Origin of the sequence: Massilia sp. IC2-476 (assembly GCF_020707295.1) — a bacterium.
GTDB lineage: Bacteria > Pseudomonadota > Gammaproteobacteria > Burkholderiales > Burkholderiaceae_D > Telluria.
Genome location: NZ_JAJFER010000009.1, coordinates 79,453 through 96,239, shown reverse-complemented (window position 1 = coordinate 96,239; position 16,787 = coordinate 79,453). Strand labels below are relative to the sequence as shown.

14 protein-coding genes are annotated in these 16,787 nt (G+C 65.2%); 5 read left to right on the top strand and 9 right to left on the bottom strand.

The annotated features are described in order from the left end of the window. The first annotated feature begins 50 nt into the window (after nt 1-50). On the top strand, nt 51-4,076 hold the full coding sequence (gene purL, locus LK539_RS21110) for a phosphoribosylformylglycinamidine synthase (protein WP_227803032.1): 4,026 nt from the start codon (nt 51-53) through the stop codon (nt 4,074-4,076). 285 nt (nt 4,077-4,361) lie between these two features. Here purL and LK539_RS21105 read toward each other — a convergent pair whose 3' ends face one another. From LK539_RS21105 to LK539_RS21070, 8 genes are all read right to left on the bottom strand, one after another. Continuing rightward, entirely contained in the window at nt 4,362-4,784 is a 423-nt protein-coding gene (locus LK539_RS21105) for a hypothetical protein (RefSeq protein ID WP_227803031.1), read from the bottom strand. 146 nt (nt 4,785-4,930) lie between these two features. After that, nucleotides 4,931-5,389, bottom strand: coding sequence for a hypothetical protein (locus LK539_RS21100; protein WP_227803030.1), 459 nt, complete (start codon nt 5,387-5,389; stop codon nt 4,931-4,933). Nucleotides 5,390-5,541: 152 nt separating this feature from the next. Further along, the gene (locus LK539_RS21095) at nt 5,542-6,333 is read right to left on the bottom strand and encodes a peptidylprolyl isomerase (protein ID WP_227803029.1); all 792 of its coding nucleotides are present in this window, start codon (nt 6,331-6,333) and stop codon (nt 5,542-5,544) included. Between the two features lie 81 nt (nt 6,334-6,414). After that, the gene (locus LK539_RS21090) at nt 6,415-7,194 is read right to left on the bottom strand and encodes a peptidyl-prolyl cis-trans isomerase (protein WP_227803028.1); all 780 of its coding nucleotides are present in this window, start codon (nt 7,192-7,194) and stop codon (nt 6,415-6,417) included. A gap of 155 nt (nt 7,195-7,349) precedes the next feature. Beyond that, complete coding sequence (locus LK539_RS21085; protein WP_227803027.1) at nt 7,350-7,634, bottom strand: BolA family transcriptional regulator; 285 nt, start codon at nt 7,632-7,634, stop codon at nt 7,350-7,352. Next, nucleotides 7,624-8,265, bottom strand: a complete 642-nt coding sequence (locus LK539_RS21080; protein ID WP_227803184.1) for a septation protein A — start codon at nt 8,263-8,265, stop codon at nt 7,624-7,626. Before LK539_RS21080 ends, LK539_RS21085 begins: the two co-directional genes overlap by 11 nt. 20 nt (nt 8,266-8,285) lie before the next feature. Continuing rightward, nucleotides 8,286-8,681 (bottom strand): peptide-methionine (R)-S-oxide reductase MsrB, encoded by a 396-nt coding sequence (msrB, locus tag LK539_RS21075; protein ID WP_227803026.1) that lies wholly within the window; start codon nt 8,679-8,681, stop codon nt 8,286-8,288. A gap of 16 nt (nt 8,682-8,697) precedes the next feature. After that, nucleotides 8,698-10,182 carry a protein adenylyltransferase SelO family protein gene (locus LK539_RS21070; RefSeq protein ID WP_227803183.1) on the bottom strand — a complete coding sequence of 495 codons (1,485 nt, stop codon included), beginning with the start codon at nt 10,180-10,182 and terminating at the stop codon, nt 8,698-8,700. A 192-nt stretch (nt 10,183-10,374) separates the two neighbouring features. On the opposite strand from LK539_RS21070, the gene LK539_RS21065 reads away from it, so the two are divergent. Continuing rightward, nucleotides 10,375-12,039: a 3-(methylthio)propionyl-CoA ligase gene (locus tag LK539_RS21065; RefSeq protein ID WP_307729126.1), complete on the top strand. Its 1,665-nt coding sequence runs from the start codon at nt 10,375-10,377 to the stop codon at nt 12,037-12,039. Then, entirely contained in the window at nt 12,036-13,385 is a 1,350-nt protein-coding gene (locus LK539_RS21060; RefSeq protein WP_227803025.1) for an amidohydrolase, read from the top strand. The genes LK539_RS21065 and LK539_RS21060 overlap by 4 nt, the downstream gene beginning before the upstream one ends. A gap of 132 nt (nt 13,386-13,517) precedes the next feature. On the opposite strand, the gene LK539_RS21055 is transcribed toward LK539_RS21060, so the two are convergent. Further along, on the bottom strand, nt 13,518-14,228 hold the full coding sequence (locus LK539_RS21055) for a hypothetical protein (RefSeq protein ID WP_227803024.1): 711 nt from the start codon (nt 14,226-14,228) through the stop codon (nt 13,518-13,520). Nucleotides 14,229-14,368: 140 nt separating this feature from the next. Here LK539_RS21055 and LK539_RS21050 point away from each other — a divergent pair, with 140 nt between their 5' ends. Then, on the top strand, nt 14,369-16,456 hold the full coding sequence (locus LK539_RS21050) for a 3-hydroxyacyl-CoA dehydrogenase NAD-binding domain-containing protein (RefSeq protein WP_227803023.1): 2,088 nt from the start codon (nt 14,369-14,371) through the stop codon (nt 16,454-16,456). A gap of 32 nt (nt 16,457-16,488) precedes the next feature. Next, entirely contained in the window at nt 16,489-16,743 is a 255-nt protein-coding gene (locus LK539_RS21045) for a hypothetical protein (protein ID WP_227803022.1), read from the top strand. The last annotated feature ends 44 nt before the right edge of the window (nt 16,744-16,787 follow it).

Sequence of the window (16,787 nt, the reverse complement as noted above, 5' to 3'; positions counted from 1 at the left end):
GGGCTATCTTCCACCCTAGCAGCTACGCTGCATCAACCAACTTCTCAGCCATGTTGATTCTGCCGGGTTCCAACGCCCTTTCCGCCTTCCGTAGCCAACGCCTCCTGTCGCAACTCCAGGCCGTCGCACCGACGATTGCAGCAGTCCAGGCACGCTTCTACCACTTCATCGACACCAGCAGCCCGCTGTCGACGGACGACACCCAGCGCCTGTCGGCCATGCTCACCTATGGCGAGCCGGCTGCCGAGACACTCTACGAAGGCGTGAGCGAGGAGTTCTTCGTCATCCCGCGCCTGGGCACGATCTCGCCCTGGGCCTCGAAGGCCACCGACATCGCCCACAACTGCGGCATGGCGCACGTGCACCGCATCGAGCGCGGCGTCGGCTATACCGTGGTGCTGAAAGGTGGCATCCTCGGCACCGGCATCGGCGCGCCGAAGAAGCTGGCCGAGAACGAGGTCGCGCTCGTGGCCGCACTGCTGCACGACCGCATGACCGAGAGCGTGCTGCGCAATGCCGACGAGGCCCAGCGCCTGTTCGACGAACTGGAAGGCCGTCCGCTCGAGACGGTGGATGTGATCGGGCAGGGCCGCGACGCGCTGGTGCGCGCCAACACGGAACTCGGCCTGGCCATGTCGATCGACGAGATCGACTACCTGCACGAAGCGTTCACGAAAGCGCAGCGCAACCCGACCGACGTCGAGCTGATGATGTTCGCGCAGGCCAACTCGGAACACTGCCGCCACAAGATCTTCAACGCCGACTGGATCATCGACGGCGTCAAGCAGGACAAGTCGCTGTTCGGCATGATCAAGAACACGCACCAGCTGAATCCGCGCGGCACCGTGGTCGCCTACAGCGACAACTCCTCGATCATCGAGGGCGCCACCGTCACCCGCTTCTTCCCGCGCCTCGGCAACGAGTACGCGTCGTCGACGGAGCTGGTGCACACCCTGATGAAGGTGGAAACCCACAACCACCCGACCGCGATTTCCCCGTTCCCGGGCGCTTCGACCGGCGCCGGCGGCGAGATCCGCGACGAGGGCGCGACCGGCCGCGGCGCCAAGCCGAAGGCCGGCCTGACCGGCTTCACGGTCTCGAACCTGCTGCTGCCGGACGCCCAGCGTCCGTGGGAAAACGCGAGCGACGTCACTCAAGGCGCAGCCGGCCGCGTGGACGCGGTGTACGGCAAGCCGGAGCGCATCGCCTCGCCGCTGCAGATCATGATCGACGGCCCGATCGGCGGCGCCGCCTTCAGCAACGAATTCGGCCGCCCGGTGCTGGGCGGTTACTTCCGCACCTACGAGCAGAACGTGGGCGCGGCGAACGCCGTCTACGGTTACCACAAGCCGATCATGATCGCCGGCGGCATCGGCAACATCTCGGCCGAGCATACCCACAAGGACGAGATCCCGGTCGGCAGCCTCCTGATCCAGCTGGGCGGCCCGGGCATGCGCATCGGCATGGGCGGCTCGGCCGCGTCCTCGATGGCGACCGGCACCAACACCGCCGACCTGGACTTCGACTCGGTCCAGCGCGGCAATCCGGAAATGGAGCGCCGTGCCCAGGAAGTCATCAACGGCTGCTGGCAGATGGGCGCCGATAACCCGATTATCTCGATCCACGACGTGGGCGCGGGCGGCCTGTCGAACGCCTTCCCGGAAATCGTCAACGACGCCAAGCGCGGCGCGATCTTCGACCTGCGCAAGGTGCCGCTCGAAGAATCCGGCATGGCGCCGAAAGAGATCTGGTCCAACGAATCGCAGGAGCGCTACGTGCTGGCGATCGCGCCGATGGACCTCGACAAGTTCGCCGCCCTGTGCGAGCGCGAGCGTTGCCCGTATGCAGTGGTCGGCACTGCGACCGAGGAACGCCAGCTGAAGGTGATCGACCCGCAGGCCAACAACAACCCGGTCGACATGCCGATGGACGTCCTGCTGGGCAAACCGCCGAAGATGCTGCGCGACGTCGAGCACGTGCGCTACGACTTCCCGGCCATCGACCTGACCGGCATCGAGCTGGGCGAAGCCGCACGCCGCGTCCTGCTCAACCCGACCGTGGCCGATAAATCCTTCCTGATCACCATCGGCGACCGCACCGTGGGTGCGATGACCGTGCGCGACCAGATGGTCGGTCCGTGGCAGGTGCCGGTGGCCGATTGCGCCGTCACCGCCATGTCCTACGACGGTTTTGTCGGTGAAGCGATGGCGATGGGCGAGCGCACCCCGCTGGCGGTGATCAACGCCGCCGCCTCGGGCCGCATGGCCGTGGGCGAGGCGATCACCAACATCGCCGCCGCCGCGATCGACGACATCTCGGACATCAAGCTGTCGGCCAACTGGATGGCGGCCTGCGGCCAGCCGGGCCAGGACGCCGCCCTGTTCGATACCGTGAAGGCGGTGGGCATGGAGCTGTGCCCGGCGCTGGGCGTGTCTATCCCGGTCGGCAAGGATTCGCTGTCGATGCGCACCACCTGGAACGATGAAGGTGCGAGCAAGTCGGTGGTGTCGCCGGTGTCGCTGATCGTTTCGAGCTTTGCGCCGGTGGCGGACGTGCGCCGTTCGCTGACCCCGCAGCTGCGCACGGACCTCGGCGACACCGCCCTGGTGCTGGTCGACCTCGGCCGCGGCAAGAACCGCCTCGGCGCTTCGATCCTGGCCCAGGTGACCCAGCAGTTGGGCGACAGTGTGCCGGACGTCGACGCACCGGACGACCTGAAGGCCTTCTTCAATGCCGTGCAGCGCCTGAACCGCGAAGGCAAGCTGCTGGCCTACCACGACCGTTCGGACGGCGGCCTGTTCGCCACCCTGTGCGAGATGGCCTTCGCCGGCCGCGCCGGCGTGTCGGTGAACCTCGACATCCTGACCATGGAAGGCGAGCACGCTTCCGACTGGGGCGACGCCAAGAACTGGACCACGCAAGTGGGCGAGCGCCGCAACGAGATGACCCTGCGCGCGCTGTTCAGCGAAGAGCTGGGCGCGGTGCTGCAGGTACGCATGGACGACAAGCAGGCCGTGATGGCGGTGCTGCGTGAGCTGGGCCTGGGCGCCTGCAGCCACATCATCGGTAAAGTGAACGACCGCGGCGTGATCGAGTTCACCCGTGATGCGAAAGTCATCTACAGCGAGAAGCGTAGCGTCCTGCACCGCCTGTGGAGCGAGACCAGCTGGCGCATTGCGCGCCTGCGCGACAATCCGGACTGCGCCGACCAGGAATACGATCGCCTGCTGGACGAAAGCGATCCGGGCATGTCGCCGATTGTGACCTTCGACCTGCGCGACAATGTAGCCGCGCCCTTCATCGCGACCGGCGTGCGTCCGCGCGTGGCCATCCTGCGCGAGCAGGGCGTCAACTCGCACATCGAGACTGCCTGGGCCATGCACGAAGCGGGCTTCACAGCCATTGACGTTCACATGAGCGACCTGATCGCCGGCCGTGCCAAGCTGGATGACTTTAAGGGCATCATCGCCGTCGGCGGCTTCTCCTACGGCGACGTGCTGGGCGCGGGTGAAGGCTGGGCCAAGACCATCCTGTTCAACCCGCAACTGGCGGACCAGTTCGCGAAGTTCTTCGCGCGCCAGGACACCTTCGGCATGGGCGTGTGCAACGGCTGCCAGATGCTGAGCAACCTGAAATCGATCATCCCGGGCGCCCACGCCTGGCCGAAGTTCACCCGCAACAAGTCGGAACAGTTCGAAGCGCGCTTCGGCATGGTCGAGGTGCTGGACTCGCCGTCGATCTTCTTCGCCGGCATGGCAGGCACCCAGGCGCCGATCGCCATCGCCCACGGCGAAGGCTTCGCCGACTTCTCGCTGACCGGCGACCTGACCGGCGTCATGAAGGCGATGCGCTACGTCGACAACCGCGGCCAGGCGACCGAGACCTATCCGTTCAACCCGAACGGCTCGCCGGGCGGCCTGACCGCCGTGACGACCGAAGACGGCCGCTTCACCGCCATGATGCCGCACGGCGAGCGCGTGTTCCGCACCGTCGTGCACTCGTGGGCGCCGGATGCCTGGCCGGACGAATCGCCATGGATGCGCATGTTCCGCAATGCGCGCAAGTGGGTCGGCTGATCGCTCCACGCGACGACGAAGAGCGCCTCCTCGGAGGAATGCCGGTCAGTTAGTGAGAATCGTAGGGTGGGCGGCTTGCCCGCCCACGCGGTGATAGTTGTGATACGAACAGCCGCACGGGCTGCAGTGGTGTGACTAGACCGCGTGGGCGGGAGACCCGCCCACCCTACGGATGAGCGATAGCTCTTAAGTGACTGGCATTACTCCTCGGAGGCGTTTTTTCATGCTTGAATCGTAGGGGTGATCTGGTCCAGTGGACCGGACCACTCCTACGGGCGTGACAGTTCAGCTACCCCAGATCGGCTCGTCCGGGGTGCCGTTGCCGCCCGGGGTGCCCGGGGTCTTGCCGGCACCCGCGCCGGCCCCGCCCAGGTTGCCGCCGCCGGCGCCACCCTGGCTGCCGCCGGCGCTGCCGCTACCCGTATCGCCACCGCCGCCACCACCGCCCCCTGTCTCGGACCGGCCCGCGCTACCGCGGCTGGTTTGCGCCGCGCCTGCCGGCATGGCGTTCGCGTCCGGTGGCGAGGGCAGGAAATCGCCCTGCTGGCTGTCGCCGCCGTGTGCGCCGCCCGTGTAGTGGCCGGCGTTCGACTGCACCGCGCCTGCACCCGGATCCTGGGCCGGCACCTGGTACTGCCACAGGCCGCCCTGCGAGGCTTTGCTGTCTTCCTGCGTGGCTGCGCCACGCTTTGCCTGTTCCTTGTCCATGCTGTCCTCCTGTCTATGCATGGCTCGATGGTAGTCTTCTAGAGCGAGCCTTCAATAGGACGAGCGAGCAGACGTGCGTAGGAGAGGGCGCACGTGCTTGCCCAAAGAAAAAGGCGCTTCCGCGGAAGCGCCTTCGTTGCAAGCGATCAGGAACGGTCTGTACCCGCCGAACCGCTCATGTTGCCGTCTGCATTGCTGGCCATGTCCGGGGCGCCGCCGGCTGCGCCGCCATTGGCCTGGGCCTCGCGGCTGGCCTGGATGCCGCCGACCGTGCCGCCGGCCGGATCGGTGGCGCTGCCGGCGCCGCTCAGCGGCTGTCCCGGGGCGTTGACGTTGCTGTAGGCAGGTGCGCTGACGATGCCGCCGCCATGACCCGCCGCATTGGCTGTGTAGTGTCCCGCGTTCGACTGTTCCGCGCCTGTCCCGCTGCCGGGTGGCGGCACTTGGTTGCGCCAGACCGGCTCGGCCGACTGGTCAGCCCCAAGTGCGCCGCCGCCTGCGCCGGGGAGGCTCATGTCGTCGCCGGCCGTGCGCATGTCCTCGCCCGGCCCCTCGCGGCCGCCGTCGGGTACTGGTCCTTGCTGGGTGCGCTGTTCGGTGCTCATGCTGGTCTCCTTGTGGTTGTCCTGGAGACCATCTTAGCCGTCGTGGCAGGCGACTAAATAGGCGCACGCACCGCGCCGCCGTAGGACAGTTCCGAAATGAAAAAAGCGCCCGCGAGGGGCGCTTTCTTGCTGGATTCAGCTGAAGACCAGGATTACTGGATCTTGGCCTTCTTGACCAGGCTTTCGCGGTACTGCGCCAGCTGGCGCTGCTGCAGCGATTCCGCGACCTGCTGCTTGACTTCGTCCAGGGCCGGGATCTTGGCTTGGCGAACGTCTTCCAGCTTGATCACGTGGAAACCGTACTGGGTCTTGACCGGGGTGTCGGTGATGGCGCCTTTTTGCAGGGCGACCATGGCCTTCGAGAACTCAGGCACGTAGTTGGCCGGGCTTGCCCAGTCCAGGTCGCCGCCGTTGGCTGCCGAACCATCTTTCGAGTTGGCCTTGGCCAGGTCTTCGAACTTGGCGCCGCCCTTCAGCTTGGTGATCAGGGCCTTGGCTTCGTCTTCGGTCGGAACCAGGATGTGGCGTGCGTGGTATTCCTTGTCGCCCACTTGCGCCTTGAAGCGATCGTACTCGGCCTTGATGTCGGCGTCCTTGATCGGGTTCTTCTTGACGTAGTCGGCCAGCATCGCGTTGATGATGATGCTCTGGCGGGCGTTGTCGATCGCAGCCTTGACGTCGGCGCGGCCGCCGACGCCTTGCTTGTCGGCTTCCTGGATCAGGACTTCGCGGCCGATCAGCTCTTTCTTGATCGCATCGCGCAGCGCGGGCGTATCGGTAGCGCGGCCCTGTGCGACCACTTGCTTGACCATCTGGTCAAGCTTTGCCGCCGGGATCGGCTTGCCATTCACGGTGGCGGCGTTCTGCGCGAAGGCAGGCGCGGCGATCATCGTGGTTACGGCAAAGCTGATTGCCAAGGACAGGCGGGCTGGCTTCAAAATCATTGTTGAGGTCCTATCTAAACACAAAAAGTTCGCCGCGCGGCGGCAATAACCGGTGCCCATGAGCACCGGCGGTAGTACATCTTACTGCACCTTTGCCTTTTTGACCATTTGCTCACGGTAGGCCGCGAGTTTTTGCTGGGCCAGGGCGTCGGCGATCTGCGGCTTGACTTCGTCCAGCGACGGCAGCTTGGCGGCGCGGGTATCGTCCAGCTTGATGACGTGGAAGCCGTTGGCGGTCTTCACCGGCTTGTCGGTGACGGCGCCTTTCTGCAGCTTGGTGAAGCCGGCGGCGAATTCAGGCGGGAAGGAGGCCGGGGTAGCCCAGTCCAGGTCGCCGCCGTTGTTGGCGGTGCCGGTGTCCTTCGACTGCTTGGCCAGTTCCTCGAACTTGGCGCCGCCCTTGATCTTGGCGATCACGGCGTTCGCATCGGCTTCGGTGTCCAGCAGGATGTGGCGGACGTGGTATTCCTTGTCGCCGGTCTGGGCCTTGAACTTGTCGTACTCGGCCTTGATTTCGGCATCGGTCACCGGGTTCTTGGCGATGTAGTCGCGGGCCAGCTGGTTGACCACGATGGCCTGGCGCGCATTGTCGAGCGCCTGCCTGACTTCCGGCTTCTTGTCGTAGCCCTGCTTGATCGCTTCCTGCATCAACACTTCGCGCGCGATCATCTCTTCCTTGATCGCTGCGCGCATCTGCACCGAATCCTGGCCCTGGCCGGCGGCGACCAGCTGCTTGACGGCTTCGTCCACGCGCGAGGTCGGGATGGCTTTGCCGTTCACGACGGCGAGGTTCTGGGCGAAGGCAGGTGCTGCGGCAACGGCGATCAGAGCTAACAGCAGGCGTGCTGGCTTAAAAGTCATTTCTGGAATTCCTGTGGGAGGGATGTGCTTGGACGAGATTTGATTAGTTCTTGTACTTCAAGTTCTGGTACTTCGCGTTACATATTGTCGGCCACTATTCTTAAAGCTGACTGAAGATGAGCTACAGGCGTTCCCCCAGGAATCCGGCAAGGGCCTCAGCCCCCGCTTTGCTCCGCCGGCGTCTGGGCCGTGATGGCCAGCGCATGGATTTCCGCCTTGTTGATCATTTCGTGAACGGCATCATACACAAGACGATGGCGCATGACTAGCGTGAGGCCCTGGAACTTGTCGGACACGATCTTCACACTGTAGTGGCTGCCCCCGGAGGCGGCGCCGGCGTGGCCGGCGTGCAGGTGCGAATCGTCGCTGATTTCCAGCAGGGTGGGGGCGAGTTCGGCCTGCAGGCGTTCGCGCAGGCGTTCGGTACGATTAGCTTCCATTTTGGGCGTCCTCCTGTATATGTTTTGACAAGAACAGCGACTGGATGATGATAAAGGCGAACAGGATGCCGCTGATGCCGAACAGCTTGAAACTGACCCAGGCGCCGGTATCGCTACGGAAGACCACGAAAGCCATCAGGAGGTTCAAAAAGCCGAGCCCGACGAAGAAGGCGATCCAAGCATACAGCACGCGGTTCCAGACGGCGTCCGGCAGGCTCATGGCGCCGCCAAGCGCCGAGCGCATCAGGTTCTTGCGGTAGATCAGCTGGGCCAGCAGCAGCGCGGCGCCGAAGGCCCAGTACAGGATGGTCGGCTTCCACTTGATGAAGGTCTCGTCATGGAAATAGATGGTGGCGCCGCCGGCGATTACCACCACGCCCAGCGAGAGCCACAGCATGCCGTCGACCTTCTTGCGGCGCGCCAGCAGGTAGACGATCTGCAGCACCGTGGCCAGGATCGTGACGGCGGTGGCCAGCAGGATCGGCGCCTGCGCCGCCGGCACCGCGCCGCCGGAAATGAGGAAGCCGAGGTAGTCGGAGGTCAGGCCGTGGGCCCATTCCGGGTTGCTTTCGCCATACTTGTAGATGCCGAAGAACAGGATCACCGGCAGCATGTCGAACAAAAACTTGATCATGTAGAGTCCTCAGCGGTTCAGGCGGGCTCGAAGCGCAGGGCGGCCGAGTTGATGCAGTAGCGCAGGCCGGTCGGCGGCGGGCCGTCCGGGAACACGTGGCCGAGGTGGGCGTCGCACACGGCGCAGATGATCTCGGTGCGCACCATGCCGTGGGTGCGGTCGACCTTTTCGATGACATTGTCCGGGTCGAGCGCCTTGAAGTAGCTTGGCCAGCCGCAGCCGGATTCGAACTTGGCGTCGGACTCGAACAGCGCGGTGTTGCAGCACACACAGTGGTAGATGCCGTGCTCGTGGTGATCCCAGTACTTGCCGGTGAAGGCGCGCTCGGTGGCGGCGTGGCGGGTCACCTGGTATTGCATCGGGTCGAGCTGGGCGCGCCATTCGGCGTCGCTCTTGGTCACTTTATCGTTCATGGTCGTTCTCGTGGTCTCAGGAAGAGCAGCTCACTTCGAGGTGGGCTGCCCAGTCGGGCGGCAGGGCCGCATAGGATTCGTTTTCCGGCTGCTCGTCGAAGGGGCGCTCGAGGATGGCCAGCAGCTTGTGCACGCCGCCGAAGTCGCCGTTCTGGGCCTGTTCGATGGCGCTCTGCGCCAGGTAATTACGCAGCACGTATTTCGGGTTGGTGCGGTGCATGGCGGCGCGGCGCAGCTCGTCGCGGCTGTCTTCGGCCTTCAGGCGCGCGCGGTATTGAACGGCCCAGGCGTCAAAGGCCGCGCGGTCCAGGAACAGGTCACGCAGCGGCGCATCGCTCTCCAGGCTGCCTTCGAGCTGCAGCTCGCCCAGGCGGCGGAAGAACAGGGTGAAGTCGGCGTGGTTTGCCTGCAGCAGCTGGAACATCGCGTCGAACAGGGCGCTGTCGCCGTCGCGCGCATCCAGCAGGCCCAGCTTGGCGTGCAGCAGCTCGTCCAGCTTGGCGCCGAACGCGGGACGGTAGACGTCCAGCGCTTCTTCGGTGTCCTCAGGCGTGCCGATCAGTGGCAGCAGGGCGTTGCCGAGCGCGTAGCAGTTCCAGTGGCCCACCGGCACCTGGTTGGCATACGAATAGCGGCCGCCCTGGTCGGTGTGGTTGCAAATGTGGTTCGCGTCGAAGGCTTCCATGAAGCCGAAGGGGCCGTAATCCAGGGTCAGGCCCAGGATCGACATATTGTCGGTGTTCATGACGCCATGCATGAAGCCGACCGCCTGCCAGTGGGCGATCATGACGGCGGTGCGGCGGGTGACCTCGGCCAGCAGCTCCTTGTAGGGATTGGCGGCGCCGGTGAATTCCGGATACCAGTTCTTGATGACGTAGTCGGCCAGGGTGCGCAGCTCGTCCTGCTTGTTGCGGTAGTGCCAGTGCTCGAAGGAGCCGAAGCGCACGAAGCTGGGCGCCATGCGGGTGACCACGGCGGCGGTCTCGACGGTCTCGCGCATCACGCGCTGGTTGGAGCCGGTCAGCATCAGGGCGCGGGTGGTCGGAATGCCGAGCGCGGCCATCGCTTCCGAGCACAGGAATTCGCGGATCGACGAGCGCAAGACGGCGCGGCCGTCGCCCATGCGCGAGTAAGGCGTCAGGCCAGCGCCCTTGAGCTGCAATTCCATTTGCCCAGTTGGCGTCGGCAGGTCGCCGAGCACGATCGCGCGGCCGTCGCCGAGCTGGCCGGCCCAGACGCCGAACTGGTGGCCCGAATACACGGCGGACAGTGGCTGAGAGCGCACCGCCACCTTGTTACCGGTGAACACGGCGACGAAATCTTCCTGCGCCAGCGCCTGCGAGTCGAGCCCCACCAGCGCCGCCGCAGGTGCGCTGGCAGCGATGAAATAGGGCGACGGCAAGGGCGTCGGCATCAGCCGGGTATAGAAGGCCGGCGGCAACTCGGCAAACGAGTTGTTGAAGGGGAGTTCGTCAGCAGTAATGGTCGTTCCTTCGCTTATGCGTGCGGTATGTGCAGGATTCTACCGTACCGGGCAGATTCTATCGGCGCACGCCTGCATCCGGCCATGGCGCCCAAGAGCGAGCGGGGATGGCGGCATGGATGCTGCATTGCATCATCGATTCTCGTTGACGCAGCGTAAGTCACCAGACGAAACTGAGCCATTAGTTGCCAATCTGCTCATGGAGTTCCGATGACCGCCGCCGTTTCCGTACACCAGACAAGTCCCCTGATGGGCCAGATGATGGACCAGCCGCTGCTCGTCTCGAGCATCATCGAATTCGCCGCGCGCCACTATGGCGCTAGCGAAATCGTCTCGCGCCGGGTGGAAGGCGACATCCACCGCTACACCTACCGCGAGTGCGAGCTGCGCGCCCGCCGCATGGCGCAGGCCCTGCAGGGCCTGGGCGTCGGGATGGGCGACCGGGTCGCGACGCTGGCCTGGAACGGCTACCGTCACATGGAGCTGTATTACGCCGTGTCCGGCTCGGGGGCTGTGCTGCACACCATCAACCCGCGCCTGCACCCGGAGCAGATCGCCTACATCATCAACCATGCTGAAGGCCAGTACCTGTTCTTCGACATGACGTTCCTGCCCGCGATCGAGCAGATGGCGCGCCACTGCAAGACCATCAAGGGCTATGTCGCCATGTGCGAGCGCAGCCACATGCCGAAGGAAACCAGCATCCCGACCCTGCTGTGCTACGAGGACCTGATCGCCACCGCTTCGGGCGAATATGCCTGGCCGCAGTTCGACGAGCGCTCCGCCGCGGCCCTGTGCTATACCTCGGGCACGACCGGCAACCCGAAGGGCGCGCTGTACTCGCATCGCTCGACCGTGCTGCATGCCTACGCCTCGGCGATGCCGAACGCGCTGAACGTCTCGGCGGCCGACACCGTGCTGCCGGTGGTGCCGATGTTCCACGTGAACGCCTGGGGCCTGCCGTATTCGGTGCCGCTGTCGGGCGCGAAAATGGTGTTTCCGGGGCCGGCGCTGGACGGCAAGTCGCTGTATGAACTGTTCGAAAGCGAGGGGGTGACCTTCTCGGCGGGCGTGCCGACGGTCTGGCTCGGCCTGATCAATCATGTGATGCAGAACGAGCTGCGCTTCTCGACCTTCCGCCGCACCGTGATCGGCGGCTCGGCCTGTCCGCTGGCGATGATGGACACCCTGATCGACAAGCTGGGCGTGGAAGTGGTGCACGCCTGGGGCATGACCGAGATGTCGCCGCTCGGCACCGCCTGCACGCTGCTCGGCAAGCACAAGGCGCTGCCGCTTGAGGAGCAGCGCGCCGTGCTGCGCAAGCAGGGGCATGCGATCTACGGCGTCGACATGAAGATCGTCGACGATGACGGCAGCGAGCTGCCCTGGGACGGCACGACCTATGGCCACCTGCTGGTGAAGGGTCCGTGGGTGGTGTCCGGCTACTTCCGCGGCGAGGGCGGCGACGTTCTGCAGGACGGCTGGTTCCCGACCGGCGATGTGGCCACCATCGACCCGGATGGCTACCTGGCGATCACGGACCGCAGCAAGGATGTGATCAAGTCCGGCGGCGAGTGGATCGGTTCCATCGACCTGGAGAACATCGCGATGTCCCACCCGGCGGTGCTGCAGGCGGCCTGCATCGGCGTGGCGCATCCGAAGTGGGCCGAGCGCCCGCTGCTGGTCGTGGTCAAGCGCCCCGGCGCCGAGCTGACGCGCGAGGACCTGCTCGACTTCTACGAGGGCAAGGTGGCGAAGTGGTGGATCCCGGACGACGTCGTGTTTGCCGAGGCGCTGCCGGTCGGCGGCACCGGCAAGATCCAGAAGAACAAGCTACGCGACGCGTATGGCGAGCACCGCCTGCCGACCGCATGACATTCGACACTACCATCCTCATGAAAAAACTGCTTCCCTTGCTGCTGGCCGCAAGCGTACTGCCTGCCGCTGCGTTTGAAACGCCGAACGAACTGTCGAAGGCGGTCGCGCGCGACTACGACGCCCACCTGGCGCCGCTGCTCGACTACTTCCACCGCAATCCCGAGCTGTCCTTCCTCGAAGTGAAGACAGCCGCACGCCTGGCCAAGGAGCTGCGCGCGGCCGGCTTCACGGTGACCGAAGGCGTCGGCGGCACCGGTGTGGTGGCGATCCTGAAAAACGGCCCCGGCCCGCTGGTGATGATGCGCGCGGACATGGACGGCCTGCCGATGACGGAAAAGTCCGGCCTGCCGAACGCCTCGACCGCGACCCAGAAGGACATGGAAGGGAATGTCACACCGGTGGCGCATTCCTGCGGCCACGACATCCACATGACCAGCCTGGTCGGCACGGCGCGCCGCATGGCGGCCGACCGTGCTGCCTGGTCGGGCACGCTGATGTTGATTGGCCAGCCGGCCGAAGAACGCATCGGCGGGGCGCTGGCCATGATGAAGGACGGGCTGTACAAACGCTTCGGCAAGCCGGATTACGCGCTGGGCTTTCACGTCAAGGCCGACATGGCGGTGGGGACGGTGCTGGCATCGGAAGTGTCGCCGTATTCGGGCGCGGACACCGTCGAAATCCTGATCAAGGGCGTGGGCGCGCACGGCGCCCAGCCGCACCGTGGCAAGGACCCGATCGTGCTGGGGGCGATGATCGTGATGGGCCTGCAGACGATTGTCAGCCGCGAACTCAGCCCGCGCGAGCCGGGCCTGATCACGGTCGGCTCCTTCCACGGCGGGACCAAGGCCAACATCATCGGCGACAACGCGCGGCTACAACTGACCGTACGCAGCGAGAATCCGAAGACGCGGGCGCTGCTGTTGGACGGCATCAAGCGCATGGCCGAGAACACGGCGCGTGCCGCGGGCATGGCGGAGTCGGAACTGCCGGAGGTGAAGCTGGTGGATACGCCGGCGCCGCCGGTGGTCAACAACGTCGAACTGGTGCGGCGCCTGCGCGCGGCCTGGACCAGGGAACTGGGCGCCGAGGCGATCGGTGTCGAGGAGTTCCGCGAAGGGATGGGGTCGGAGGACTTTCCGATGTTCGTGACGGATCCGTATATTCCGAGCGTGTATTTCACCGTGGGCGGTACGGCGGTGCAGGACATTGCGGCGGCCAAGGCGGGCACGCTGCGGCTGCCGAGTCATCACAGTCCGCTGTTCAAGGTGGAGCATGGGCCGGCGGTGCGGATGGGTGTGGAGTCGACGGTGGTGGCCTTGAAGGATTTGATGCGCAAGCGCTGAGCGTTGCCCGGCGAGCTTTCGGCGCCGGCCGCGCTGGCGTCAACGCAATTCTTCCCCCGATGACAGAGAAAAAACCGTTGCCAGTGCAGCGGTACAGCCCATTTCAGGCCAGGGCCGCCTGAAGGGCAGTGTTCAGTCGGGACGCAGCAGATGCCGGAAAGTCGGCTCGATATTCATCGCATGCAGGTGGCGCACGATGTCTTCGAGCGTGGCATCCTTCAGCAGCAGGCCTTCCTTCGGCGGCGGCTCAATTGCCGCTGGTGCCGTCGCCTGCGGCGCCTCGCCCTGTTTCATCGACACCAGCGCGTCGAAGAACTGCGCCTTGCCGATGCTCTCCAGCCCTTCGAGGAAGGCCAGTTGTGCCGTGAGGGGCGGTGCCATTTCGAGTCCGGCTTCTTCCGCAAACGATGCTCCCATGCCCGGATGGATGAAAGCCGCCCATTTGCCGGTCTGCGCGTTCAGGCAGGGCGGCAGTTCGACCTCGGTCGTGGCTTGCAGGTCCAGCTCCGGGAAGTGTTCGTCGCGCAGCATCGACAGGAAGCGTCGGGCGTCGCCCAGCGGAACCGGTTCTTCCAGCGACAGCCACAGCCGGAAGCTGCTGGCCCCGGTGATGCTGACGGCCGGCGCCGGGAAACCGTAGGCTTCCTGCAGCCGGTTCGCCACCGCGCACAGCTCGGTCCAGTGCTGGTCCGGCGCGCCGTGGCGCCCCCTGGCGAAATCGATCACGATGGCGCGCGTCAGGTCGTCGCCCGATACCAGCGTGACCGGCCGCACCCTGTCGTCCGGCGGCGCCATACCCGGCATCAGGTAAAGGCGAAGGAACTGCGCAATCAGTTTTTCCATGTCGTGTTCAAGCGATCGTAACAAGGCACTATTCTGGCACAATCGACAAGGCCAGAAAATAATACGAACGTACTTTTATTTGATGTATAGTTAAGAAGATTGGCAGCAGCCAGCACCAACAACAAGGAGAAGGAAGAGACATGAGCGCCGACTACACCGTCCAAGGCAGCGTTGCCGTAGTGACCCTGAATAATCCGCCGGTGAACGGCCTCGGACTGGCGACGCGCGTCGCCGCCGTCGAGGCGATTCGCCGGGCCGAAGCCGACGATGCGATCAAGGCCATCGTGCTCTCCGGCGCCGGCAAGGCCTTCTCGGGCGGCGCGGACATCCGCGAATTCAATTCGCCGAAGGCGCTTACCGAGCCGACCCTGCACACCCTGATCCGCGTGGTGGAAGACTGCAGCAAGCCGGTGGTGGCCGCGATCCATAGCGTTGCCATGGGCGGCGGCCTGGAACTGGCCCTTGGTTGTAACTACCGTGTCGCGCTGCCGGGCGCCCAGATCGCGCTGCCGGAAGTGAAGCTCGGCCTGCTGCCGGGCGCCGGCGGCACGCAGCGCCTGCCGCGCGTGCTGGGCCTGGAGGTGGCCTTGAACATGGTGGTGTCGGGCACTCCGATCCTGTCCGAAAAACTGGCAGGCACCGCGCTGTTCGATGAAGTCTTCCCGGCCGGGACCGATCTGCTGTCCGCCGCCGTGGACTTCGCGAACAAGGTCGCCGACACCCGGCCGCTGCCCAAGGTGCGCGACCGCAAGGTCGATTATCCGAATCATGAAGCCTTCGTCGAGTCCTCGCGCAATACCGTCAAGGCGATGGCCGGCCCGTTCCCGGCCCCGCTCGAATGTGTCGAGACCGTGGCCGCTTCCGTGACCAGGCCCTTCGAGGAGGGTTTAAAGTTTGAACGCGAGCGCTTCCTGCACCTAATGCAGACGCCGGAATCGAAAGCGCTGCGCCATTCCTTCATGGCGGAACGCGCCGCCAGCAAGGTACCGGACGTCCCAGGCGATACGCCGACCCGGAAGATCGATAGCGCGGCCGTCATCGGCGCCGGCACCATGGGTGGCGGCATCGCCATGAACTTTGCCAATGCCGGCATCCCGGTCACCATCCTCGAGACCAAACAGGAAGCCCTCGACAAGGGCCTGGGCACGATCCGCAAGAACTACGAGAACACGGTCAAGAAGGGCAAGCTGACGGCGGAGAAGTCCGAACAGCGCATTAGCCTGATCAAGGGCACGCTGGACTACGCCGACATCGCCGGGGCCGACATCGTGATCGAGGCGGTGTTCGAGGACATGGGCGTGAAGGAGTCGGTGTTCCGCCAGCTGGATACCGTCATGAAGCCGGGCGCGATCCTGGCCTCGAATACCTCGACCCTGGACCTGGACCGCATCGCCTCGTTCACGAAGCGTCCGCAGGACGTGATCGGCCTGCATTTCTTCAGCCCGGCCAACGTGATGAAGCTGCTCGAGATCGTGCGCGGCCGCGAGACCGGCAAGGACGTGCTGGCCACCAGCCTGGCGCTGTCGAAGAAGATCAAGAAGACCGGTGTCGTCTCCGGCGTGTGCGACGGCTTCATCGGCAACCGCATGCTAGAGCAGTACCTGCGCCAGGCTTTCTTCCTGCTGGAAGAAGGCGCGCTGCCGGAGCAGGTCGACGGCGCCATCGAGCAATTTGGTTTTGCGATGGGCCCGTTCCGCATGAGCGACCTGGCCGGCAACGACGTCGGCTGGTACATCCGCAAGCGCCGCGCCATCGAGTCGCCGGAAATCGCCTATTCGAAGACCGCCGACCTGCTGTGCGAGCAGGGCCGCTTCGGCCAGAAGACCGGCGCCGGCTGGTATGACTATAAGGCGGGCGACCGCAAGGCGTATCCGTCGGAGCTGGTCAACGACATGATTCGCCAGCACTCGGCCGACATCGGCCTGGAGCGCCGCGCGATCAGCGATGCCGAGATCGTCGAACGCCTGGTGTACGCGCTGGTCAACGAAGGTGCGAAGATCCTGGAAGAAGGCATCGCGCTGCGCGCCTCGGACATCGACATGGTGTACCTCACCGGTTACGGCTTCCCGCTGCACCGCGGTGGCCCGATGTTCTACGCGGATTCCATCGGCCTGGCGAAGGTGCTGGATAGCATCCGCAAGTACGGGCAAGCCCGCCACGGCGAGGCCTGGACACCGGCGCCCTTGCTGGAGCGCCTGGCAAGCGAGGGCAAGGGCTTCAACGGCTGAGGCACGTCGAACACCAACGCAGGAGATCGGAGATGGCAAAAGCGCTGGAGACGCGGTTGCGTCAAACATGGTGGTTCGTCGGTATCGTGGCCGCATTGAGCGCGCTGCTGTCGAACTTGGTGCTGCGGGCGGCGGGCATGGGTTCGCCGGAGAGCCTGGCGCAGTGGCTGGTGTATTTCTTCTGCCTCGTCGGGTTCTGGCGCTGTTTCGACTTCCTCGGCTGGCTGGTGCTGCTGCTGGTGGCTCCGTCCAGCAAGCTGCTCGATCCGCCTGCGCGCAGGGGCTGAAGGGCCGGGTGCGCGGCACGACACCGTCATTCCCTGATGGAGCA